Below are 25739 nucleotides of genomic sequence, written 5' to 3' on the forward strand. Positions count from 1 at the left end.
AGAAAATGGGAAAATTAATAGTTTCATTGTCGCCTCATGCGCACGGAACAGACACAGTGGAGAGAAACATGTACGGAGTGATTGCGGCGATGCTTCCGGCGTTGCTTGTGTCATTCTTCTATTTCGGCCTTGGATCTGTAGTTGTATGTGCGACAAGTGTGTTGGCCTGTGTGTTCTTTGAATGGGCAATAAACAAGTATATGCTGAAGAATCCTGTCACTACGGTTTGTGACGGCTCTGCCATACTTACCGGTTTGCTTTTAGGATTTAATCTTCCGTCGAATCTTCCGGTATGGATAATACTTATCGGAGCATTGATTGCCATTGGAGTGGGTAAGATGACTTTCGGAGGTCTCGGGTGCAATATCTTTAATCCTGCCCTTGTAGGCCGTTGCTTCCTGTTGGTGAGTTTTCCTGCACAGATGACATCATGGCCTAAGTCGGGACAGTTGACAAGCTATCTTGATGCAGAAACAGGCGCCACTCCGCTCAGCGTCATGAAGGAAGCCATCAAGACGGGTGACGCCTCTCTTCTCGACAGGCTACCGGATTCCTTGCAACTTCTTCTTGGAAACAATGCCATGGGAGGTGCCGGAACAATAGGTGAGGTATGTGCGCTGGCTCTACTTGTCGGTCTGGCATTCATGCTTTGGAAGAAAATAATCACATGGCATATCCCTGTAAGTATTATAGCCACTGTATTTGTGATAAGTGCCGCCATGCACTTTGCGAACCCGGTTTATGCAGATCCGTTTGCTGTAGTATTGAGCGGTGGTCTGATGCTTGGAGCAATATTTATGGCAACAGATTATGTAACGTCTCCAATGTGTGCGAAAGGACAGATCGTATATGGTGTCGCAATAGGCGTACTTACAATCGTAATCCGTAACTGGGGCGCGTATCCGGAAGGAATGTCATTCGCAATATTGATTATGAATGCGTTTACTCCGCTTATCAATACTTATATTAAACCAAAACGTTTCGGGGAGGTAGTAAAGAAATGAAAAAGTTAGAATCATCACTGTCTAATATGGTAATGGTGTTGGTTGCGGTTGCAATCATCACCGGAGGACTGCTGGCATGGGTTAATCATGTGACAGAAGGCCCGATAAGGGAACAGGACGAACAGGCTCTTGCGAATGGCATCAAGAATGTGATGGGAACGGATAAGCTCACAGTTACTGCCAATGACGAAATGAAGAGCATTGTTGACGGAAAGGAACAGACTTTTGTAATCCATAAGGTTAACGATGCCAGTGGCAGATTCCTTGGAGCTGCTGTAGAAAGCACAACCGGAGGTTTTGGTGGCGATTTGAAAGTGCTTGTGGGATTTGACGCAGAAGGAACAATTCTCGGTTATACCATTCTTCAGACAGCAGAGACGCCGGGACTTGGCGCAAAGGCTGATAAATGGTTTCAGAAGGGCGGCAAAGGCTGCATCGTAGGCCGTAAGATGGATGCCGCAAAACCTCTCACCGTAAATAAGGATGGCGGAGATGTTGATGCCATTACAGCTTCTACCATCACCACCCGTGCTTTTCTTAAGGCTGTGAATCAGGCATACGGCGCTTATGCGAAACAGGATGTTGACGGTCAGAGCGGAGCCACAAGACAGAGTAAGAAATGAAATAAGCCGCAAGCCGGATGCAGAAGCAAAATATGTTTTGATTATGCTGAGGTGAAGCGTTTATTGAAAACATCGTTTAAAATAAAATCAGAGTTTTTATGAATTACGTAAAGATATTAACTAACGGCATCATCAAGGAGAATCCTACTTTTGTGCTGCTCCTTGGCATGTGTCCGACATTGGCCACAACCACGTCTTCAATGAACGGTCTGTCTATGGGATTGGCCACAATGTTTGTTCTTATATGTTCAAATGTTGTCATATCTTTTATAAAGAACATCACACCGGATATGGTGCGAATACCGGTATTTGTGGTTGTAATAGCTTCTTTTGTTACAATATTGCAAATGTGTCTTAAGGCATATTTGCCTGCCATAAACGAGTCTCTCGGACTTTTTATTCCACTCATTGTTGTCAACTGCCTTATTCTCGGACGTGCCGAGGCTTTTGCCTGCAAGAAAGGGCCGTTGGAGAGTCTGTTTGACGGAATAGGTATGGGGCTTGGTTTTACTCTCGGCCTCACCGTTCTCGGTATGGCAAGGGAGTTGCTTGGAGGAGGTTCGCTTTTTGGAATCATTCTTCTGCCTGAAACATACAACATCCTGTTGTTCGTTCTTCCTCCGGGAGCTTTTATCACACTGGGATTCCTCATTGCATTGGTAAACAATTTTAAGAAGGCATAATAATATGGAGTATATATTGATATTTATAACAGCTATATTTGTAAATAATATAGTCCTGTCACAGTTTCTCGGTATCTGTCCTTTCCTTGGAGTATCCAAAAAAGTTGATACGGCTTTAGGCATGAGCGGTGCCGTGGCATTTGTTCTTACGCTTGCGACAATCGTAACTTATGCGGTGCAGAAATATGTGCTTGAAGCCTTTGGGCTTCAGTATCTTCAGACAATAGCCTTTATTCTTGTCATTGCCGCACTTGTTCAGGCTGTTGAGATTATATTGAAGAAGATATCTCCGGCGCTTTACCAGGCATTGGGCATTTTCCTTCCGTTGATTACCACAAACTGTGCCGTGCTTGGTGTCGCGATTCTTGTAATACAGAAGGACTTCTCGCTTGTTCAAAGCGTGGTATACGCTTTCTCTACGGCCATAGGTTTCGGACTTGCCCTTACTGTATTTGCCGGTATACGCGAACAGCTTGAGCTTGTAAACATCCCTAAGGGAATGCAGGGAATGGCGATAGTACTTGTCACCGCGGGCTTGCTCAGTCTTGCGTTTATGGGATTCTCCGGTGTTGACGGAGGTCTGAAGCCTGTATTCGGACTATAACCGATATGGTAATAAATATATAAAATGAAAAGGTAAAAGAACTGGAAACAGTTTTTTTACCTTTTTATTTGTTTTATATCTTTAATTTATTATCTTTGCATGGTCAATTATTCATATAGACATTTTAAAATTATAAGTTAATGAAACAAACAATATTAGTGACAGGAGGAACCGGATTTATTGGTTCCCATACCACCGTAGAGCTACAGAATGCCGGATACAGAGTCGTTATCGTAGACAACTTGTCAAATTCTCAGGCAAGTGTTGTTGACGGAATAGAGAAAATAACCGGCATACGTCCTGATTTTGAAAATGTGGATTGTTGCGATAAAGAGGCTTTGAACGGTGTTTTTGCAAAATATCCTGATATTGAGGGTATAATTCATTTTGCGGCAAGCAAGGCTGTAGGTGAAAGCGTGGAGAAGCCTCTTCTCTATTACCGCAATAACTTTGTAAGCCTTATAAACTTGTTGGAGCTGATGCCTCAATATGGCGTGAAAGGCATTATTTTCTCTTCAAGCTGTACTGTATACGGACAGCCGGACCCAGAAAATCTTCCTGTCACAGAGAAGGCTCCGATTAAGCCGGCAGAAAGTCCCTACGGAAATACAAAACAGGTAAATGAGGAAATAATCCGTGATTATATAAACAGCGGAGCTGCAATAAAGGCAATTCTGTTACGCTATTTTAATCCGATAGGCTCACATCCTACATCTATAATAGGTGAGATGCCCAACGGTGTGCCGATGAATCTAATCCCATACGTTACTCAAACCGCAATGGGCATACGTGAGCAGCTTAGGATATTCGGAAACGACTACAATACTCCTGACGGCACATGCATACGCGACTATATATATGTTGTCGATCTTGCCAAGGCGCATGTAAAGGCAATGGCACGTGTGCTTGATACGGACAGCGATAAATTGGAAGTGTTCAATGTGGGTACAGGAAAGGGTGTTAGTACTAAGGAACTTGTCGATGCTTTTGAGAAGGCTACAGGTGTGAAGGTAAATTGGTCTTATGCTCCACGCCGTGCCGGTGACATTGAGAAAGTATGGGCCGATCCGAAGAAAGCGAATGATGTGCTCGGATGGCATGCCGAGACATCTTTGGAAGACACATTGGCCTCAGCATGGAACTGGCAGAAGAAATTACGTGAAGAAGGCATACAATAAGTTGAATTTCAACCTGCCTTTTTTCTTGCCGTGACAATATTCAAGTAAGCTTGATGTTGCTCATTAGGCTTATCCATTCTCTCCCCTTCGGGGAGTCGGAGGGGCTTTTCATCCGACATGTAGGCAGGGACCTTCGATACGTGGAATATATGATTTTCAAATCTGACATTGTACACATCGCAAAGCGATGTCCCTACATCGTTGAGGATACGATATTTCATATTGCTCATTCTGCTTAATGAAAGCGTTTATTATTGTGCAGGTAGTTTTAAATTGAATATAAAAACGAGAACCGGTCGTCTTTATACATGCGACTGTGTTTTATTTTGTGTTTGTGTTGTTATTATCCCCCGATGAGAATCGGGGGATAATTTTTTATCAATTTGTGTTGTATGTTCAATATTTTTCCGTATATTTGCCAAGGATAATTAATGTATTGGAATACAGGGAATGTATTATATTATCCGTTTGAGAGTGAAAAACAGAATATGGTTACCTAAAACAGTATATTACAATTATGAACAGTGAATATAAGTCTATAGGACTTTTTATCGATGGCGGTTATTTTGCAAAAATAAACCAGTCTTTAGAAGAATATTTGTCCAAGAGCATAGATATATCGGAGTTGATGGTTTTCATACGTGAGCAAGTCGGAACAATGAGCAACACTCGGATACGTGACTGCCAGATTACTGAAAGTCATTATTTCCGTGGCCGCTACCGTGTCAGGGAGGCAAACAGCAAGCATATTCTTTTCAGTGAGAGAAAGTTTGAAGACTCTCTTATAGAAAATGATGTGATATTCCATTACAAGCATTTGAGAGAGTTGCAGAAAGACGGAAACATCACTGTGGTGGAAAAGGGCATAGACGTATGGTTTGCATTGGAAGCTTATGAACTGTCTATCGTCCGTAAGTTTGACTATGTGGTGCTGATAACCGGAGATGCCGACCACGAGATGTTATTACGTAAACTGAAAGCATTGAAGATACATACGGTATTGCTGACCTGGGATGTTTCTTCCGGAGACACCACTTCAACGGCAAGGCTCCTTAGGGAAGAGGCCGCCACTCATATAGAAATCGGAAAACTTGCTGAGGAAGACAAAGAACTGGTAAACAGACTTTGCCGTTGAAATTCTGTAAATCCGTTTTTTAATTCTTGCGCCTATGAATGACAAGAAGATGTTTCTGTTAGGCGGAAATGATCTGGAAATGGAAACAATCAGCCGTATTCTGAAAGAGAATGATATAAGTTTCCGAGACCGCTGTCTAAGTTGGAATGAAGCATATCTGAGCCGGTATAAGACTGAATTGGATGAGTTTGGAGGCCGGTCGGGATATATAATATATGGTGTGGAATTGCAGGAGGATATCGGGTGTCCGTGCAACTATGTGCGCATAGATCATCATAATGACTATGCACACAGACCGTCTTCCATTGAGCAGGTAATGGGAATTCTAAATATACCAATGGAAAGATATCATAAACTGGTTTCGGCAAATGATGCTCATTATATTCAGGGAATGATTGATGAAGGAGCTACACAGGCTGAGATTAAGCATATACGGTATGCCGACCGTAAGGCACAGGGTGTTACCGAGAATGATGAGATGTTGGCCGTTAAGGCAATTGAAGGAAAGTCACAATATGGAAGCCTGACTGTCGTGAATGCCCTGTCATCGGCTTTCTCACCGATATGCGACCGTTTATATCCATATAAAAATCTTTTGATTTATACAAAGGATGAGTTGGTTTTCTATGGAGAGGGCACCGCAAAACTGAAAAACATGTTTCATGATTATATAAACGAGCGAAAGATGTATTACGGTGGAGGTGAGAACGGATATTTGGGAATGGTGAAAGGTGTTTTTACGGCTGACGATATAAAACGAATTGTTGATGAAATTAAAATATTGTTTATATGACATATAGCTATCATATCTTCTATTTTCCGTTTAAGTGGAAATTATATAATGGTAAAGAACTGCTGTTTTCAGAGCAGACAGACCTTGCAAAGATAAATATCCGTAATGATTCTTTCTGGATACGGCAACAGGAACCAGTCAATTATGACGAGCTTAAGAGTTTGTATAATGAAAAAAACTATTATTACAAGTTTGTACATAATATACTTTATGATGAAGCAGACGGAAGTTCCTCTGCCATGATATATCATTTTGAGCGTGACGAACCGAGGCAGTCCGACAAAGTGAGATATGTTATAAAGGTGAAAGGACGGGCAAAGCCCTATTCGCTTGCTGTTGATGCAATGAATATAAACCTGTATGCAACGGGTGTGGGTTTTCTGTCTTTTTATCTTAGAAATGATGACAGCAGCCAAAAAGAACCGGATGACATATTGCGGATAAACCAGTATGGCAGACGCATTATGCCTCCGTTTTTTGACGATATAAAAAACAGGTATGAGCTGAGTGAATCTATCGGAATAGAAGGACTTTGGCCTGTCAAGGAGTATAAAGATGATTTCAGTTCATATTCCGTTGATGACTCATGGAAACCTGCTTCGTTTGTAAATGAACTTATAATGGAGCTTGCGGACAATATTGTGTTCGAACCTGTTATAGACGACCGTATGTTTGTGGCCTCGTGGTATAAGAATGACAAGCTTGCCGATATGTTTACGGAAAATGATGAGGCATATATGAATCCGGCAGATGGTTTTTCATCGTTTTGGTATAAATATTTATTTATAGACGGGAGCTTTGAGACTTGTCAGAATGACAGGATGAAAAAAGAATTGCTTGATTCCCATACATATACGAGATGGCAGAAGTATTCATCCTTATATGGTGTTACAAGATATTCATTCATGCTTTTGACGAACAGCAGTGCTCCCGACCATCTTTTAGAATGTTTCCAGACAATATATGCCAGGATGGCGGAACTGGTGCTCGTACAGCGTGCGTCCCTGCTGTGTTTCTCTGACGAGGTTACAAGGGTAAGCAATTTGTCAAACCAGGAGGTCGGCGTTATTTCAGAACGTATCAGCTCACTTTACAAGGAATATATCCGTTTCATAAATATCGTATATTTCCGTGATGTCACGGCACAGGATCAGGGTATAGAACTGTATCATAAGCTGCATTCTTTCCTGAATATGGATGAATGTATACACGACTTGGACAATGAGATAGAGGAGCTGCATCAGTATGTGTCACTGAAAGAAGACAGGAGCCGCGACCAGAAAGCCACACGGCTTAATGATATTGCGACGTTCTTTCTTCCCGTTTCTGTCATTACAGGTTTTTGGGGTATGAACAGTATAGAGGCTGTGACGGGTGAGCAAGAGTCATTTAAGTGGCAATGCCTGTTGATTTTTGTCGGAGTGATAGCTTCGTTATTGGTAATTTATAATAAAAAGAAAAGATTATGAACTGGAAAATTGTAGAATGTTATTTAGCCATAATCATAGGCATTGTGGTTCTTGCATGTATTGACTATGACACCTTTGAAACCTTTACCATGAGGTGTATCGTGATAGCCGTATTGTTTTCGTTGCTTATATTTATGCCATATATAAATCATAGATATCTGCATTTCAAGAGAAAGATGGAAACTATTGAAGAGGAAAATAAAAAGCAGGCCGAAAACTTCCAACGGGATTTAAAGAGCATGCAGAGAACAGTTTCCGAAATGCGGCAGTGTATAGAGGAACTTGAGAAGAAACAGGAAAAGAAAGAAAATCCGTCTGCAGAGAATACAGATATCGCAGACGATGAGCTGCAGCTTTTTCATGACTCGATGCTTGTGCAATGGGCAAGGGCGAATAAAATGCCTGTAAGTGACTTTGACAAGGTGAAGTCTGAATATAAAAGGCTGCGCAAACTTAATATTAACATTAACCGGAAAGCATGATAATCAGATGGAAGGAATTTTTGAGTTGGTAAAAGGATTGTATTATCATAGATTTGAGGTTTGTTTTAAGCCGGCAGATGATATCAGTGTGTCATCATGGAGCGGGGCGGTGCTGCGTAACAGGTTTTTATATTCTGCCGAGAATGTCTTTGTGGAACCAGGGATTTCATTGCGCCAGTGGCTCGACACTCTTCCTCTACCCGGGAGTCATAGTCTGTATAAGCATCTTGCAGGCGGTTTTCCAAAAGGATTCCTGTTTGATTGCAGCACATTGCCTTTTAAGGGTGGTTTCACGGTAAAGAAAAATAAGACCTATTCATTTGGCATGATACTTATCGGAAAGTGTGCGGAAAAAGCCCCTCTTTTTGCAGAGGCTCTTAAGATTATGTTTTCAGAGGGATGGGGAACACCGCCAGTTCCTTCTTGCTTGACAGGCATAACAGAGTGTATGGGAGGACGCACATTGCCCCTGTTTAATTTGGAAACGGACAACAGGAATGATGTGATACTGGCTTTGGAGTTTAAAACTCCGGTTAATCTTATAAACCGTCCGTCACAAAGAAATCATGAAGGATATCAGGGTAAGCTGAATTGTTTTCCTTCCTTCTATCAGTTCGTGCGTTCGATAATGTATCGTCTTGTCACCCTGAACATTCTTTATACAGACAATGTGAAGGACATGAATCCAAAGGAAATAAAGGAGCGTATAGAGACTTTCATACGTACGGCATCCGATGCGATGCTTCTAAGTGCCGATATCCGCTATGAGAAACGTCACAGCACTCCGCGTATGGATGCCCGTAACGTGTATGTGATGTGCGGCTATTGCGGTACGATGGTATATGGAAATGTGGATTCACGCTTTGTTCCGCTTGTCAGTTTCGCCTCTGAACTCGGAGTCGGAAATGACATAAATTTCGGTTTGGGTACTTTTGGTGTTGAATATAAATAAAAACTATATATGAAAAACTGTATAACAATAGAACTGGAGCAGCAGACTCCAATGTGGCATTTCCGGCCGGACGAGCAGGGATGTTGCTTGCGTGCCACGGAAGTAAAGCCTAAACTCGACAGGTTTATTGCCGAAATGCGTGAAAAGAACGGAAAGAAAGATGGTGTAGAGCCTCCGTTCAACTATAAAATGAGTTTTGAGGCAATAGGGGAGAAAAAGAAGATGCCGTGTCAGGAAGAGCGTAATGATAAGTATAGAAATTCCAAGAAAAAGAATCTGTATCCGTTGTTCTTCGGCAATGTGAGGGCAGAGCATCCCAAAAAACTGGTATTTTATCCAAATGGAATAAAGATGCGGGTGTTTTCATTGGATACAGCTTTGCTGGATGAAATATCGGGATATCTAAACGTTTTTTTTGCACAGACAACATTCGGCACGCGTCAGGACAAGGGATTCGGGGCATTCTATCCAAAGTCAAAGACTTTCGATGAGTCAGGCGCATGCTATTGCTTTGAGACAAAGAATATGGCCAAAGACGAATATCCGGAAATGTTCAGGTATATTCATTACTTTCATAAAATGATACGGAGCGGCATAAATGAAAACAACAATTATTACAAGTCATTTATGTTTTTCTATGCAAAAAGCCTTGGACAAACATGGGACAAGCCTGTTATACGCTATAACTTCCAGATGTTCAATCCTCTTTACAAACATCTTTCCATGAAAGAAGATAATAAAAAATTAAGCAGATACAAACAAAGAGAAAGCATGAGGGAGGAGCGTGAGAAGCAGTTTGAAAAAGAGAAAAGTTATAGGGAATCAAAGTATTTGTTTAGGGATGCGCTTGGCCTTTCCGGGATACAGTCATGGGGAAGCTATCGGACATCTGTCTCTATTGATTGTGTCAAAGGTGGTGTAGGGCGTTTTAAGTCGCCAATATTGTATCGCCCTGTATATGTGGACGGTAAATATATGATATATCTATATCTTTCAAAGATAGACGGGATAAAAACATACGAAAAAAAAGAAACTGTAATGTTCAGAATTACAGCAGAATGTAATAATAAGAAAAAGACAATGGAGGATATGCATGTTTATCCGGACTTCTTATTGGAGAGATATTTTGATTTCATAATAGAGAACTGTAAAGATGAAACAAAAAAAATAGGAGTGTTCGATAGAGAAAGGAGAAATGAGAATCTTATAAAAGATATTGTTTTAGAAATATTCGGTAAGGATAAGGAATCTGGAAATATAAACTTTAGAAAACTTGTAAAGTATGTCGGAAAATAAAAAACAATATATAGGTATTACCTTAGGCCCTATAGGCAGGATAATGTCTTACACGAAAAGCATGAAATCATTTTGGGCTGCAAGCTATTTCATGTCTTATATAGGAAAGAGTCTTGTAACGGATGTCTATAAGGCAGGAAGAAAGTTTCTCAAGCCTCTTCTTTCAGATAAGATGTTTGACATAAAGGACGGGGTGGGGCGTTTTCCTGACCAGTATGTTTTCATTGCGGAGAAGGATGACTATGAAGGTCTGCTCAGGAAACGTGATGAGGTGTTCCATACCCTGGCTATTGACATTGCGGCTACTCTAAACGGAAAGTACGGCAAGGCGGATATATGTCAATATCTTAAAGAGACCATAAAGATATATATATGTGAGATAAACGATATGAAACCGGACGAGAATGCCGTTGACAAATGTCAGGGATATCTTGCCGGCATGGAATGCATGGATATATATCCTGTGACGGAGGAGCATAATTATCTTGCCGAATACTTTGAAAATATAAACAAGAGCTGCCTGCTTATAAAAGATGCGTTTGGAATTGGGAATGCAAAAGGTGAGCGGATTTTTGACACACTTATAGAGATGTCTGCAAACGAAGCTGTGGAGAAACAGCTCATAACAATAGAAGATCTACTGTTGGACAGCAGTAAGGTTTCAGAGCTTATGCCAAGATATAAATATGTGGCATATATTTCGGCAGACGGAGACAATGTAGGCAAGGCCATAAGCAAGCTCGGAACAGAACTCAGTAGCAGACTGTTGTCGTTCAATATTAAAATAAGAGAGTCTGTGGAAAATGCCGGAGGCCGCCTGATCTATGCCGGTGGCGACGATATCCTGTTCATTGCTCCCGTTTCATCCGTATTCCAGTTGATTAAGGATACAGACGAGGCTTTCAATAATGAGATGGAACAGATAAAGGACATGCTGAAACAGAACGGCCTAGATGTTCCCACGCTTTCCTACGGTGTGTCTATAGCTTATTATAAGCATCCGATGCGGGAGGCCATGGAGCTTTCAGAAGAACTTTTGGGCAAGGCCAAGGACAGCGGGCGCAACCGTATATGCTGGAACATGCGCAAGCATAGCGGCCAGTCTGTCGGTTCGGTCTTTGCAAAGGAGAATATGGACGTTTTCAACAAGGCATTGGAAATAATGTCTTTCTTCGGGTATACGGGAGACAACGGTTTGTTCCTCCATTCTTTCAGCCACTATCTGCTGCTGCATAAGGATATGATATCGGATGTGTTGGCAAATGAAAATAGTAAGCAGCAATTAGAGAATTACATAAAGGCTACATTTGATGATGATTCACACACAGACCATACGGAAATTATAAAGAAATTCCATGAGTTTATGATAATATCCTCATGCACTTATCCTGACGGCAACAAGGGAAAATCAATAGAACTGCTTCATGCTCTGTTGCGCTATGTAGAATTGATAATCAGTAAGAATTAGACTATAGCTATGAAATATCTAATAGAATTAAAGCCCTTGGGCAGCTATTTCTTCGGAGGTGAGGTTACCTTTGGAGAAGCGGGAACAGCACAGAATTATTTGGTAAAGTCGAATGTCATGCCGCAGGCCTCTGCCGTATTGGGGCTGATGCGCTATTGCATATTGCGATGGAAAGGTCTGCTTTCTTATAGTCAAGATGATGTAAAGCTGGTAACGCGGCTTATTGGTCCGAAGGGATTCGATTTCGGTGCGGATGCTGATTACGGGATAATAAAAAGTGTATCACCGGTGTTTATTACAGACGGAAATGATTTCTATACGCCAATGCCTCTTGACAAAATGATACGAGTTGAGCGCAATGAAGCAGACGGGAAAGTGTCCTATACGCCAAAGATTCTTGACAACGGAATGAAAGTGGAATTTAACGGCAAAAACCGGTGTTCGTTTTCAGATTCTGCCTCAAATGACAGTCTGCCTGTAATCAACGGATATGACAGCAAGAAGTATGATACATACAAGTATTGGTATGGTACAAACGGAATCAAATCTACAGAAGATCTGTTCACCTTCTCTAACCAGATAGGTATAACAAAGAACGGGCGGAAAAAAAACGAGAAGGATGCTTTTTTCAAACAGACCACCGTTCTTTTAAATCCCAGGATGAGCTTTGCCTTCACTGTTGAGCTGAAGGACAACAATTTCCTAAGTGACAAGGAGATAATGGACATCATTTCAAAACGTCACATTGTGCCTTTCGGCGGCAACCGCTCCATGTTCCTGATGACAGTGAAGAACAGTGTGGACTGGAATGAAAAGTTCTCGGCCCTGCATGAAGACAACCGTCTGCTGCTTTTGGGAGATGCTGTTCTTGAGAACGATTTAAGAAACAAATGCCGCTTTATATGGGGAGAAAGCAAACCGTTCCGCTATATGATAAATGTGGCAAAGGACAGGCACTCATTGGGGGAACCCAAGAAAAAGGAAAAACTGCTTCATCTTCAGTCGAGAGGAAGTGTCATCTATGCGGATCCTGATACGCTCAACAGAATAAGAAACAATGCCAAAACTTCATTGACAGACATTGGACTGAACATTTTTATTTAACATATCAAGAAACAAAAAACTTATATGAAAGCATATATTTATCAATTGGATGCCGTAACCAATATGCAGGTTGGCAATGGAGAGGTTAATTTCGGAGTTGTGGACAATCTTATACAGCGTGATGCGGCAACGAATTTTCCCGTTATAAACGCCTCAGGCATAAAAGGTGCCCTTCGTGAATATTTCAAGGACAAGGATAAGGGCTATGTCCGCGAACTGTTCGGTAGCGAGCCTACTGATACCCAAAATCATGAAAGCGGAAAACTGCGCTTTTTTGATGCCAATCTTATAGCCATGCCGGTTAGATGCAACAATGTGCCGTATCTTATGGGAACATGCCCGATGCTAATAAACGACTACATATCAAAATGCGGACTCTTTGAATTTTCTAACGGCAATTGTGATATAAAGAAGCTGACAGACCATGTCTGCCGTGGTCCGGTAGTTTTGGATAAAGAATACGGCAATAGTGTCATCGAGGATTGCAGTAGGCCGGCCATGTTCACAGGCAACATTGACGAAGAAACAATGTCCTTTCTAAGAGAACTTATAGACGGGCCTGTGGTCTTGTTCAGTGATGATGAGTTTAAACGCCTGTGTGACAACGACCATCTGCCGGTGATTGCCCGTAACAATCTGTCGGATAATAACAGGAATCTATGGTATGAGCAGGTTCTGCCGCGTTTCAGTCGTCTTCGCTTCTTTGTATTGGCAGAAGAATCTAAATGTATAAAGAATTTTAAGGAAGATACGGATGGTAAGCTGATACAGGTCGGAGCCAACGCTACCGTCGGTTATGGATATTGTAAGTTGTCATTAATATCGGAATGTGAAGTATGAGAATAGACATGGAATGGGTAAAGGCTGCCCATAATGCCTTGAAAACGTCTGGGTTTGGAATCGTGGATGACGAAGGAAATTATCCGAAAGCATTTAAAGGATACATATCTTCTTTGGGAGCTTCTATAATACAGACAGGACTGTTTCCTGCATTGTCTATCTATGAAAATGACAACGAGGCTTCAGGAACGTCTGCAGAAAACAACCGTGCATATCTGATATATGCAATAGTATGTTTGCTACAGGAACTGGAAATAATAAAAGATAAGGAAAAGAAATTCATGCTTACGCATTATCTCATAGATGACAGGAAAACGGACTGGAACCGATATATAGGCAAGGCACTTGTTGCATTGAAACTGGCAATACGCGTGTACACGCCAGATGACGGCAGGCGTGATAAAAGAGGTTTATTTGACAAATTAGAAAATGAAAAGGATATGGTTGACTGTGTTATGGGGATTTATTCCAATAAGCCTAATTTGGGCTGGATATATTATAAAGATCTGTATCGTGATTATGGCTATTGTAAATCTGATGACCTGATTGAAAGGAAAATAAGAATGATATGTGAGGCAAAGTTCAAGCATTATGAAGGCTTTGCCGAAAAGATGTCGGATGTTTTTAAAAATGAGGATGGTTATTGCAGTTTTACACTTGTCACTACATATCCTGGATTGGTAATAGGGACAGGGCTTTCTCATGGAATAAAAAGCAAGGATGATATAAAGACAGGAATGATGTTTGATTATTCAACAGGACTGCCTTATATTCCCGGCTCTTCTGTAAAGGGCGTGTTGAGAAGTATATTTCCTGATTCTGACAATGACAGTACACGTATTTCTTTTGTCAAGGAGATATTGAGTGAAAACGGAATTAAAGTTTATGATTCCGATATACGGAAATTGTGCGGTAATATACGGAAATTGTGCGGTAATTTGTTCGAGACAGACAATGGCGTTGTATTTCTCGATACTTTTATATCAGCTGTCAACAACAATAATGGATATTTTATCGGTACGGATTACATTACCCCTCATAAGAATCCTTTGAAAAACCCTGTACCTATTAAAATATTAAAAGTTTGTCCTGGAGTGACATTCAAGTTTTCGTTTATCATTCCAGATGTTGTTTCGTTGTCCGAAGGCATGTCGCTGACTCGTTGTGAAGTGATGGAAATGTTCAAGAGCATACTGTTGTATGTCGGTGCAGGAGCGAAGACAAATGTAGGGTACGGGCATTTTCGTGATGATTAAATACATAATATGAAACTGTTAGGCATATATACATTATCTATATGCCTAACAGCCATGTGTTCTTTGACTTATTTAAAATACTTTCTTTGATTATGACAGTTCTAATAAGATATTTTATTGCCAATATGTTTCAATGGAAAATTACTATATCCCACAAAACATTTGCGAAAATTATAATTTTATGTAATAGACAGATAATCAGATATATAACATTTTCTTGTCTGACACGTGCCTTAGTGTAAAGGTTCGCAAACCTTTTGAGAACTGTTCTATGGCGATACATTTGCGAAAATATTAAGTAACGGAAATGCTATTTCTTTGATTTTCAGGGTATTATATATGGATAAAGACACCGCATATTCGCAAATCGGAAATTCAGGGCTTTACATTAAAACATTTGCGTGGTGTTATATATGTCTAATATGTTGATTATGAGTGGGGTAAATGTTTTTTAACTTTAAATTGTTTGGATATGTAAGTTTTTATATTTACTTTTGCGAAAGTTTTAAAACAAGGGGAATCAAAGCATTGATTTTAAAAGGGAATCTGGTGAATACAACAAAGAAAATATGACAATATGTTAATATGTAACTTATTGATTTTCTTGTTGATTCCTATGTCTACTGCGTTAGCGGTACTGAGACCCATGATTTCGTGACCGAACTGCGAGCTGATTTTAAGATTCCTATGTCTACTGCGTTAGCGGTACTGAGACTTTTTTTCATTTTAACTAGTTGTTTGATTACAGATTCCTATGTCTACTGCGTTAGCGGTACTGAGACAATTTTTTTTCATTTTTTTTTATTTTTTTTGTTGATTCCTATGTCTACTGCGTTAGCGGTACTGAGACGTTTTTTTAATTAAATATAATAGTATTTTTTGATTCCTATGTCTACTGCGTTAGCGGTACTGAGACGGCTATAATTGCAAAAAACTTCTTCATATATGTAGATTCCTATGTCTACTGCGTTAGCGGTACTGAGACGAATTTCTTAAATTCCACTTTTTTCATAAATACAGATTCCTATGTCTACTGCGTTAGCGGTACTGAGACGTCTTCTTCATAATAAGTTTGTATTTTGTGTTTGATTCCTATGTCTACTGCGTTAGCGGTACTGAGACATAAAATTTTTTTTTTTTGATTTAATAAAAGATTCCTATGTCTACTGCGTTAGCGGTACTGAGACATTTTTCTTTTTCATTTTCTATTTTTTTTTTTAAGATTCCTATGTCTACTGCGTTAGCGGTACTGAGACGGGAATTTGTCGGCGACTTTGCCGATAGTCCTTGTGATTCCTATGTCTACTGCGTTAGCGGTACTGAGACTTTTTCTGTCATATAGGCATTTTTTTATTTTGATGATTCCTATGTCTACTGCGTTAGCGGTACTGAGACACGAACCTGATTTGGTTCTTGATGCTCCGCATGATTCCTATGTCTACTGCGTTAGCGGTACTGAGACCAACGACGAGAGCAACAACAAAAATAATATAAATGATTCCTATGTCTACTGCGTTAGCGGTACTGAGACCTTTTCTCATAATTGTTTTTGTTAAATTGTTTTAGATTCCTATGTCTACTGCGTTAGCGGTACTGAGACAGCAAGAATCAGAATGATAGTATACATGATTAAGATTCCTATGTCTACTGCGTTAGCGGTACTGAGACTTTTTTTCTAATTGAGAGTTAAACATATTTTGTGATTCCTATGTCTACTGCGTTAGCGGTACTGAGACAAACACACACAAATAAATAACAATAATTAGTTAGATTCCTATGTCTACTGCGTTAGCGGTACTGAGACGTAAAACGATCATTGTCAAAGCAATGATTAAGATTCCTATGTCTACTGCGTTAGCGGTACTGAGACATTTATTCATAATTCTTAGTAATTTTAATTCGTTGATTCCTATGTCTACTGCGTTAGCGGTACTGAGACTAAAAATAATAGCTTTTTTCATAATTTAGTATTTAAGATTCCTATGTCTACTGCGTTAGCGGTACTGAGACGTTAAGGTTTGATGTAGTCTAGTGTTTCAGCGAAGGATTCCTATGTCTACTGCGTTAGCGGTACTGAGACTGTTCATAAAATAATGTTTAGATGATTTGATAAAGGATTCCTATGTCCACTTACATTAACCGCCATGGATGTAAATGATAAACAGGAAATGTTAAAAGTGTATTTGGGCTAAAAACAGAGTGTATTTAGGCTACATACACTCTGTTTTTAGGCTACATACACAGTGTATGTAGGCCAAATACACTTTTAACAGTTGGTATCCGGTCGTTCTTTCCTGTCTGATATTGACTAAAATGTAGGGTATCCGATTCCATCAATGAATGGCGTTTGGAATGCACGAAACCACAGTGTCAATATTTCTGTTTCTTTTATAGAAAAGACTGAATACTTTCAGTCCTGCTGATTTGCTGATAAAAATCAAAATAATCACTGCTTTTAAAATAAAAAACATTATCTTTGTTGATGAATGTTTTAGGCCGATGTTTAATTAATGAATAATACGTATATGGAGAGTTTATTTGACAGATTATGTAAGACCGGAACATTGCTGCAAGCATGGAAAACGGTAAGACAAAAAGGAGCGTCCGGTGGTATTGACGGTATTTCCATTAAAGATATTGACGATGAAATAGGCGACCATATAAAGATATTGCAAACAGAGTTGAAAGCCTGCGAATGGAAACCGGAACCCTATCTGCGCATAAGCATTCCAAAGAAAGACAGCGAACGGCGAAAACTTGGATTATTATGTGTAAGAGACAAGATTGTACAGCAGGCCATAAGGATTGTGATAGAACCCAGATTTGAGCGTTTGTTTGTAAAAAACAGTTATGGATACAGACCTGATAAGGGTCACACAAAGGCAATAAAGTTTGTCAGGCATTGCTGTCAAAACAAAAAATATCCTTTTGTTCTCCGTCTTGACATAGACAATTATTTTGATACGATAAATCATGATATCCTGTTCACGAGACTGCGTTCTGTCATACCAGACGAAGAGATTCTCAGACTGGTGAAGCTTTGTGTACAGATGGGAAATGTAAATAAAGGATGTCAATGGAAAGAGAATTCCCAAGGAATAGCACAGGGTAGTGTGCTTTCACCGTTGCTTTCAAATTTTTATCTTCATTCCTTTGATCAGTTTATACTGTCGAAAACACCGATGTATGTAAGATATGCAGATGATTTTATTATATGCTGTGAAAGCAAGGAGAAGGCAGAACTGTTGCTTAAGGGAGGCACGGAGTTTTTGGAAAAAAGACTTAAGCTCAGTTTGAATCCTCCTGTCGTTTCGGAGATAAAGGACGGCTTTGAGTTTTTAGGTGTATGCATTGACAATAGGAAAGTATTTATTTCAAAGGAAAAAGAAGAAAAGCTTATTTGTAGAATCAGAGAATTGGAATGGGAGAGCAATGCCTTCAATGATGCAGGACTGAAATATCTTCAGGGTATAAAGAACTATTACGCTCCATTGTTGCCGCAGTCCTGTCTTGTCATGCTTGATGATGTGCTTATATCACATCTGAAACAAATAATTACCGTTAAATGGAAAGATATTCCCAATAAGACGGCGCTTCAGAATGCATTGAAAGATATAGATTTTTATTCGGAGCAAAACATACTTCACAAAAGCAGCGTCAGAGGTGATCTAACAGCCCATTATCTTGCAGAACGCTCTGCAAATATAAATGTGGAGAATGAAAGAAAGAATAAAAAGGTTATCAGACAGAAGAAGAAAGAATACAGGAAGAAAGAGAATGAGGCTACGGAGATCATAATAAACACCTATGGAACATTTATAGGTGTGGATGCAGGCGGAATATCGTTGAAAGTATATGGAAAGAAACAGACAGAAATACCTCCGGGCAATAACCTCCGTCATATAACCGTATTAGGTAATGGGATTAGCATATCAAGTAATGCCATAGGCTATTGCATGCAGAATAAAATACCGATAGACTTTTTCACGAATACAGGACAACATTATGCCAGCATTCTTTCCAATTCTTTTCTTTCCAATTCTCTTTGGCAGAAACAAGCCATGATGCCGCAATGTGTCCGGGCGTTACTTGCAAAAAGAATCATATACGGGAAATTGAAGAATCAAAAGAACCTGATAAAGTATTTCCATAAGTATCATAAGACAACATCGGAAGAACTTTGTGCAAAGTATGACGTTGTTTTGCCAAAGCTTGAGAGTATAATAAATAATGTAAGTCAATATAAGCATCAGGAATACAACGATAAAGACTATCATGTTGCCATCATAGGGTGGGAGGCTGCCGGTGCCCTGCTTTACTGGGATTATATAAAAACTCTTGTGTCGGATGATGATGTCGGATTTTTATATAGGGAAAGGAGAGGGGCCACCGATATTGTGAACAGTCTGCTTAATTACGGTTATTCCATTCTCTATTCGCGTATATGGCAGACGGTGTTACAAAGAAAATTGAATCCGATGGACAGTGTGATACATCTGCCACAGTCAGGAAAACCCACTTTTGTTTATGACATCATAGAATTGTTCAGGTCGCAGGTTGTGGACAGGGTGGTGGTTTCACTTGTGCAAAAGAAAGAACCTCTGACAATACAGAATGGCAGACTTTCTGATAAGACAAAAGAGTTGCTTGTACGGAACATTGTCGAGAGACTTAACAGGTATGAGGTGTATCGTGGCAGGGAATGCCGGCTTTGTGATATTATGAAACAGCAGGTGGGAGAGATTGCCGGGTTTATTTCTTCCGGAACAAACTATAAACCATACATAGCCAAGTGGTAGTTATGCATACAAAGAAAATATTCTGTGTCGTTGCATACGACATATCCGACAGCCGACGGCGTGCGAAAGTGATAAAAGTACTGAAAGGATTTGGTACAAGAGTTAATCTCAGTGTCCTTGAATGTATGTTTAACCCATCACAAATAAAAAAGGTACAGGATAAAATATCACAACTGATATATGACAAAGAGGACAGGGTCATATTCTATCCTTTATGCCTTGACTGTTTTTCGAAGATAGCATACTGTCCGGAACGTAATGTGCCACACAAATCCGTTTTGGTTGTATGATTCTAAAGACATATTAGGCAAGTGTATTGCTATATTACACCGAAATGCGTTAATGCGTTCATAATACCATTGTCGTCTACGGAAGTTGTGATGTAATCTGCGGCCTGTATCGCCTTGTCGCAGGCATTTCCCATCGCCACACCTATACCGGCAGTGCGTAGTATTGCCGTATCGTTGCCGCCATCGCCAAAAGCCATTGTTTCCGATATGTCAAGCCCGATATGTCTTGCCATTGCAATGAGTCCTTTGCCCTTGTCGGCTTTCTGAGAGGTAATGTCCGTAAATTCCGGGTGCCACCGTCCGGACACACAGCCGCTCATCCTTTGCATTAAATCATGTTCGTGGTCTGTGTCAATAAATGGTGAGAACTGTAAAATTCTCTGATTCACGACTATATCTGATGCGTTTGTTGTCAAATCTATATTGCCGACCTTGAGCCCCTCTACGAAAACACGGTCAAAAACACTTCCGTGATTATAAACGGCAACGTCTTTTTCACCGACTACGACACATGGATATCCGTGGTGTGTGGCATCGGCCATAAGCGTTTGCACATCATGGCTTGGAATGGGGTTGCAACATATTTCAACGCGCTTGCCGGTTGCTTTGTCGTCTATAAAGCATAAAGCACCGTTGGCTGTTATATATCCGTCAATATATTCCTCTATTGGGTCAAGGTTTGTGATGATTTTTTTAGGCCTGCCAGTTGATATATATACTCCGATGCCCTTTTTGTGAGCCTCCGCAATTGCGCAGACTGTGGATTCCGGAATACAGTGGGTTTTGAAACTCACCAATGTGCCGTCGATATCGAAAAACAAACTTCTTATCATAACCAGATTTAAACTATTTCAGCTAAACAGCAAAGACAATGCAATCCGAACACAATAAATTGACGGTATGCCGCTTATCATAGTGCAAAATTACAAAGAATAAAACATCCGTCCAAATTATATATTTGTTTTTTGCCTTATGCTTTTTAACAATATTATATATGTGACGTCTGCGTTGTTTGAAAAAAAAACATTACCTTTGCATATATTTGTATAAATATAAAGTACAGACATTTCAATATCAAAATATATAGGAAACAAACAAAATCACAATAGAAAATGATTACTTTTACGCTGAGTCTTGCGGCTCTTGTTTTGGGATATTTCATCTATGGGCGTTTTGTAGAAAAAGTATTTGGTCCGGATGATAGAAAGACCCCTGCAATATCAAAGGCAGACGGTGTGGACTACGTGGCGATGCCAAACTGGAAAGTATTCATGATTCAGTTTCTCAACATTGCCGGCACCGGCCCGATATTCGGAGCCATAATGGGAGCCAAGTTCGGTGTCTCGGCATATCTTTGGATAGTGTTCGGATGTATCTTTGCCGGAGCTGTGCATGATTATCTCAGCGGAATGCTGTCGATGAGGAGCGGGGGCGTCGGACTTCCTGAGTTAGTGGGGCAATATCTCGGACTTACAACAAAAAGAGTCATGCTCGTTTTTTCCGTTTTGCTGCTGGTTATGGTCGGCACCGTATTTGTATACAGTCCGGCAGAGATTCTTGGAGGCATTTGGGGAAGTTCTGCAATATGGATAATCGCTATATTCATTTATTACATAATAGCCACGATGTTGCCGATAGACAAAATAATAGGAAAGGTCTATCCGTTGTTTGCTTTTTCACTTCTGTTCATGGCCCTTGCCCTCATGATAGGCCTTTATGTCAGGATGCCCGACATACCTGAGCTGTGGGAAGGAATAGGCAATATGGCTTATGCGCATGACAACTCATTCACAGACAATATATTCCCTTGTCTTTTCATCACTATAGCCTGCGGAGCCATAAGCGGGTTTCATGCCACGCAAAGTCCGCTGATGGCCCGTTGCGTAACAAGTGAAAAGATGGGGCGTCCGATATTCTATGGATCTATGATAACGGAAGGTATTGTCGCATTGATATGGGCAACCGTTGCCATGTATTTCTTCTATGGTTCACCAAATCCCGGATATGAATTGTGCGGAGCTTCTTCCGGCGGTTTTCACACTTCCGCCCCGTCTGTGGTAAACATTGTCTGCAATGACTGGCTCGGAATCGTCGGCGGCATACTTGCCATGCTTGGTGTCGTAGCGGCTCCGGTAACAAGCGGTGACACGGCATTCCGTTCCGCACGCCTGATTGTTGCCGACTTTATAAAGATCAGTCAGCGGTCTGTAAGAAGCCGGCTGATAATAAGCATTCCTTTGTTCGTCATATCCATGGCCATGCTTCTTTGGCAAATAGAGAACCCTGACGGGTTTAATGTGATATGGCAGTATTTCGGATGGGCGAATCAGACATTGGCCGTATTCACATTATGGACCCTTACCGTATATCTGGTGAAAAACGGACGGCCTTATCTTATAACGCTTGTTCCGGCACTGTTTATGACGACGGTGTGTTCCACATTCCTCTTTGTATCCAAACAGGCTTTCGGGTTTGATGCGCATGTCGGCTATATGCTTGGAGCCGCAGTGTTGGTTCTGGCTGTTATATGGTTTTCTGTGTGGCTTTACAGATATAGGAAGAATAATATCAAGGTGAAATAAAAGAAGTCCTCCTGCATGAAATTCATTGTGGGGATTTATGTCAAACAAATAAATTATATACAAATGCGAAAGAAACTTCTTGTTGCCATAACGGCACTGATGGTGTGTATGGCAGGACATGCACAGTTTGAAAAAGGAAAGTATTATTTAGGAGCGTCTATGTCCGGAATAGGACTTAGCTATAATGGTTCCGAAAAGTCTAAAATCGGTATACATGCCAAAGGCGGATATTTGTTTGATGACAATTTCATGCTTACTCTCAAGGCCGGTTATGACAAGCTAAAGGATGTTCCAATGGTGTTCTCCACCGGAATAGGGGCAAGATATTATATAGAGCAGAATGGATTGTTTCTCGGAGGAGGCGTTGATTTCGTGCACAACGGTGACTTGTATGACGACTTTATGCCAACGGTCCATGTCGGTTATGCCTTTTTCTTAAGCAGAACTGTAACAATTGAACCGGAACTATATTATAACCAGTCATTTAAGAATCATGGCGATTACAGTACAATCGGTTTTAGAATAGGTCTCGGAGTTTATCTGTAGCCTGATATAATTTGCAGTAAAGAGTAAAATTCAATATTTAAATTCAAAATAAACAACGATACTATGTTAAGTGTAGAAGAATTGACAGACAGTCTTATAGACCTTTCTTTTGCAGAGGATATTGGTGACGGTGATCATACCACCCTGTGTTGTATTCCCGATGATGCTATGGGCAAGTCGCATCTTCTCATAAAGGAAGACGGAATATTGGCCGGTGTTGAAGTGGCCAAAGAAGTATTCAAACGCTTTGATCCGGAAATGCGCGTGGAAGTTCTCGTGGGTGATGGAACAAAGGTGAAAAAGGGGGATATAGCGATGGTTGTAACAGGAAAAGTGCGCTCTTTGTTGCAGACCGAGCGCCTCATGCTCAATATAATGCAGCGTATGAGCGGCATAGCCACTATGACGAACAGATATGTTGAATTGCTTCACGGCACCAATACCCGTGTTCTTGATACGAGGAAGACCACTCCCGGCATGCGTATGCTGGAAAAGCAAGCGGTGAAGATCGGTGGAGGATGCAATCATCGTATAGGTCTTTTCGATATGATTCTGCTTAAGGACAATCATGTTGATTTTGCTGGCGGCATTGTCAATGCAATAGACAGATGTCATAGTTATCTCAACGAAAAAGGCCTTAATCTTAAGATAGAGATAGAAGTGCGTAATTTCGATGAACTTCAGCAGGTTATAGACCACGGAGGTGTTGACCGGATAATGTTTGACAATTTCTCTGTTGACGATACAAAGAAAGCTGTTGAGATGATAGGCGGCCGTTACGAGACAGAGTCAAGCGGAGGAATAACTTTCGATACTATCCGCAAGTATGCCGAATGTGGGGTTGACTTCGTGTCTGTCGGGGCACTTACTCATTCCGTAAAGGGGCTTGATATGAGTTTTAAGGCTTGCTGATTATAGTCAGGAGACTTTCTTGCGTTATATTGCAGAGTAAGAGTAAATTTTGAATATGATTTTTGCCTCATTGCTCCTTTCGGCATTTTCACTTGGTTATGTGTCTCCCGTTAATTATGAATTGTCGCTTGCCGGCAATTTCGGGGAGCCTCGTCCAAATCATTTTCATGGAGGAATAGATGTAAGGACAGGAGGAGTAGAGGGAAAACCGGTATTTTCCATTGCCGAAGGCTATGTCAGCCGCATTACTGTAGGGTTGGCTGGCTTCGGCAATGCTCTTTATGTGACCCATCCTGACGGCCGCACAAGCGTATATTGTCATTTGAAATCATTTTCACCGCGTATAAAAAGGCTGTTGATGAAATGGCAGTATATGCATCAGTCATACGTGGCAGACGTAAGACTGCGTCCCGATGATTGTCCCGTGTCGAGGGGGATGTTCATTGCCGTAAGTGGCAATACCGGTGCAAGCCTTGCACCGCATATACATCTTGAGCTTCATGACACGAAGACATGGAACATGCTTGATCCGCTTGATTTTCTCGGACATTGTATAAAAGACAATATGGCTCCGACAGCTCATGGCTTCATGGCTTATCCACAGAATGGAAAGGGAGTGTTCAACGGAGGTTCTTCAAAGCAGACTTTCGGATTTACCTCACATCATCTTTCAAGAAAATTCACGGCATGGGGAAAGGTGGGGTTCGGTATTTGGGCGGACGATTATATGGAGAATGCATATAACCGTTATGGAATACGCAGAACATTACTTACCGTCGATGGAAAGGTGGTTTTTGAAAGCACTGTCGATAATATTCCGGTACAGAAGAATATGATGGTAAACTCATGGGGAGACTATGAGCATTTCTACCATACCGGTGTATGGTATATGAAATCTTTTTCCGAACCTGGCAACACACTTCAAATACTCCGTACCGATGAAAACAGAGGATTGGTTGATTTCAACGAAGAAAGGGATTATCATATCAAGTATACATTAAGCGATATTAAAGGGAATACGTCTGAATATACATTTACCGTTACCGGTGAGAAGCATGATTATCCTGCAATGAAACAGTCGTATGCCGGTGGTGTACTAATGCGTTGGAACCGTATAAACGTGTATTCCGTCCCCGGGATGCAATTGGTCGTTCCGCAAGGACTGTTGCCGGATGATGTGTATATCCGGCCGCGAATGAAACAGTATCCGGACAGACTTTCCTCATCATATTCTTTTTATGCGGGTTCGATGCCTTTAAAAAAATGGGGTGAGATAAGCATATTCCTGAAAGGAAGGGTTGCCAATCCTGACAAACTATATATAGTAAGCCGTTTCGACAAAGAACGCTTTATGGGAGGAACGTATCATGACGGATGGGTGACAGCACATATACGTGAACTCGGGGCCTCATACGAAATTGATTATGATGATTCTCCACCGGTAATAAACGAAGTCGGACGTGATTCATGGGACAGAACCAAAGTCATACGTTTGGGGATATATGACAGCAAAAGCGGTATAAAGTCTTACAAAGGGTTTGTCGACGGGGAATTTGTACTGTTTGAGCCTATATCCAAAAGCAACATGGTGATGTGCAGGCTGGACGACACTCCGGTAAGGAAAACCGGAGCAATGCGTAAGCTGAAGTTCATTGTAACTGACAACAGGGACAACACAAGTTCTTTTGAAACTTATATAGAATATTAAGAATAAAAACAAGAA

Annotated in this window: 22 protein-coding genes and 1 CRISPR repeat array; of the genes, 21 read left to right on the forward strand and 1 reads right to left on the reverse strand. The window is 40.8% G+C overall.

Going from position 1 to position 25739, the window contains the following annotated elements; translation table 11 throughout:
* The first annotated feature begins 5 nt into the window (after positions 1–5).
* The 17 genes from HPS56_RS10265 (at position 6) to cas2 (ending at position 19976) form a co-directional block, all read left to right on the forward strand.
* Positions 6–1004 carry an RnfABCDGE type electron transport complex subunit D gene (locus HPS56_RS10265; RefSeq protein ID WP_172276186.1) on the forward strand — a complete coding sequence of 333 codons (999 nt, stop codon included), beginning with the start codon at positions 6–8 and terminating at the stop codon, positions 1002–1004.
* Entirely contained in the window at positions 1001–1627 is a 627-nt protein-coding gene (locus tag HPS56_RS10270; RefSeq protein WP_172276188.1) for an RnfABCDGE type electron transport complex subunit G, read from the forward strand. The genes HPS56_RS10265 and HPS56_RS10270 overlap by 4 nt, the downstream gene beginning before the upstream one ends.
* Positions 1628–1725: 98 nt before the next feature.
* Complete coding sequence (gene rsxE / locus HPS56_RS10275) at positions 1726–2310, forward strand: electron transport complex subunit RsxE (protein ID WP_172276190.1); 585 nt, start codon at positions 1726–1728, stop codon at positions 2308–2310.
* Between the two features lie 4 nt (positions 2311–2314).
* Entirely contained in the window at positions 2315–2914 is a 600-nt protein-coding gene (gene rsxA, locus HPS56_RS10280) for an electron transport complex subunit RsxA (RefSeq protein ID WP_172276192.1), read from the forward strand.
* 140 nt (positions 2915–3054) lie between these two features.
* The gene (gene galE / locus HPS56_RS10285; protein WP_172276194.1) at positions 3055–4092 is read left to right on the forward strand and encodes a UDP-glucose 4-epimerase GalE; all 1038 of its coding nucleotides are present in this window, start codon (positions 3055–3057) and stop codon (positions 4090–4092) included.
* Between the two features lie 517 nt (positions 4093–4609).
* Positions 4610–5227 (forward strand): NYN domain-containing protein, encoded by a 618-nt coding sequence (locus HPS56_RS10290; RefSeq protein WP_172276196.1) that lies wholly within the window; start codon positions 4610–4612, stop codon positions 5225–5227.
* 34 nt (positions 5228–5261) lie between these two features.
* Positions 5262–6020, forward strand: a complete 759-nt coding sequence (locus tag HPS56_RS10295; RefSeq protein ID WP_172276198.1) for a hypothetical protein — start codon at positions 5262–5264, stop codon at positions 6018–6020.
* On the forward strand, positions 6017–7489 hold the full coding sequence (locus tag HPS56_RS10300) for a CorA family divalent cation transporter (protein WP_172276200.1): 1473 nt from the start codon (positions 6017–6019) through the stop codon (positions 7487–7489). Before HPS56_RS10295 ends, HPS56_RS10300 begins: the two co-directional genes overlap by 4 nt.
* A complete protein-coding gene (locus HPS56_RS10305; RefSeq protein ID WP_172276202.1) occupies positions 7486–7971 on the forward strand; it encodes a hypothetical protein in 486 nt (161 codons plus the stop codon). Before HPS56_RS10300 ends, HPS56_RS10305 begins: the two co-directional genes overlap by 4 nt.
* 7 nt (positions 7972–7978) lie before the next feature.
* Positions 7979–8923 (forward strand): CRISPR system precrRNA processing endoribonuclease RAMP protein Cas6, encoded by a 945-nt coding sequence (gene cas6, locus HPS56_RS10310; protein ID WP_172276204.1) that lies wholly within the window; start codon positions 7979–7981, stop codon positions 8921–8923.
* Positions 8924–8932: 9 nt separating this feature from the next.
* Positions 8933–10219 carry a hypothetical protein gene (locus HPS56_RS10315; RefSeq protein WP_172276206.1) on the forward strand — a complete coding sequence of 429 codons (1287 nt, stop codon included), beginning with the start codon at positions 8933–8935 and terminating at the stop codon, positions 10217–10219.
* A 61-nt stretch (positions 10220–10280) separates the two neighbouring features.
* Positions 10281–11687, forward strand: coding sequence for a type III-B CRISPR-associated protein Cas10/Cmr2 (cas10, locus tag HPS56_RS10320; RefSeq protein WP_253952443.1), 1407 nt, complete (start codon positions 10281–10283; stop codon positions 11685–11687).
* Between the two features lie 9 nt (positions 11688–11696).
* Positions 11697–12791 (forward strand): type III-B CRISPR module-associated Cmr3 family protein, encoded by a 1095-nt coding sequence (locus HPS56_RS10325; RefSeq protein ID WP_172276210.1) that lies wholly within the window; start codon positions 11697–11699, stop codon positions 12789–12791.
* 24 nt (positions 12792–12815) lie between these two features.
* Positions 12816–13631, forward strand: coding sequence for a type III-B CRISPR module RAMP protein Cmr4 (gene cmr4 / locus HPS56_RS10330; protein WP_172276212.1), 816 nt, complete (start codon positions 12816–12818; stop codon positions 13629–13631).
* Entirely contained in the window at positions 13628–14887 is a 1260-nt protein-coding gene (gene cmr6, locus HPS56_RS10335; protein WP_172276214.1) for a type III-B CRISPR module RAMP protein Cmr6, read from the forward strand. Before cmr4 ends, cmr6 begins: the two co-directional genes overlap by 4 nt.
* 609 nt (positions 14888–15496) lie before the next feature.
* Positions 15497–16967: a CRISPR direct-repeat array (repeat unit 35 nt; unit sequence GATTCCTATGTCTACTGCGTTAGCGGTACTGAGAC).
* Between the two features lie 445 nt (positions 16968–17412).
* Positions 17413–19686: a CRISPR-associated endonuclease Cas1 gene (gene cas1 / locus HPS56_RS10340; RefSeq protein WP_172276216.1), complete on the forward strand. Its 2274-nt coding sequence runs from the start codon at positions 17413–17415 to the stop codon at positions 19684–19686.
* A gap of 2 nt (positions 19687–19688) precedes the next feature.
* Entirely contained in the window at positions 19689–19976 is a 288-nt protein-coding gene (cas2, locus tag HPS56_RS10345; RefSeq protein ID WP_172276218.1) for a CRISPR-associated endonuclease Cas2, read from the forward strand.
* A gap of 29 nt (positions 19977–20005) precedes the next feature.
* Here cas2 and HPS56_RS10350 read toward each other — a convergent pair whose 3' ends face one another.
* Positions 20006–20809 carry a Cof-type HAD-IIB family hydrolase gene (locus HPS56_RS10350; RefSeq protein WP_172276220.1) on the reverse strand — a complete coding sequence of 268 codons (804 nt, stop codon included), beginning with the start codon at positions 20807–20809 and terminating at the stop codon, positions 20006–20008.
* Between the two features lie 279 nt (positions 20810–21088).
* On the opposite strand from HPS56_RS10350, the gene HPS56_RS10355 reads away from it, so the two are divergent.
* The 4 genes from HPS56_RS10355 to HPS56_RS10370 all read left to right on the forward strand — a co-directional run bounded on the left by HPS56_RS10355 (position 21089) and on the right by HPS56_RS10370 (position 25724).
* Positions 21089–22558 carry a carbon starvation CstA family protein gene (locus tag HPS56_RS10355; protein WP_172276222.1) on the forward strand — a complete coding sequence of 490 codons (1470 nt, stop codon included), beginning with the start codon at positions 21089–21091 and terminating at the stop codon, positions 22556–22558.
* Positions 22559–22621: 63 nt separating this feature from the next.
* Positions 22622–23104, forward strand: coding sequence for an outer membrane beta-barrel protein (locus HPS56_RS10360; protein ID WP_172276224.1), 483 nt, complete (start codon positions 22622–22624; stop codon positions 23102–23104).
* Positions 23105–23167: 63 nt separating this feature from the next.
* Entirely contained in the window at positions 23168–24016 is an 849-nt protein-coding gene (gene nadC / locus HPS56_RS10365; RefSeq protein ID WP_172276226.1) for a carboxylating nicotinate-nucleotide diphosphorylase, read from the forward strand.
* A 55-nt stretch (positions 24017–24071) separates the two neighbouring features.
* Complete coding sequence (locus HPS56_RS10370) at positions 24072–25724, forward strand: M23 family metallopeptidase (RefSeq protein WP_172276281.1); 1653 nt, start codon at positions 24072–24074, stop codon at positions 25722–25724.
* Positions 25725–25739: the final 15 nt, after the last annotated feature.

The organism is Xylanibacter muris (genome assembly GCF_013166605.1).
Classification (GTDB): Bacteria; Bacteroidota; Bacteroidia; order Bacteroidales; family Bacteroidaceae; genus Prevotella; species Prevotella muris.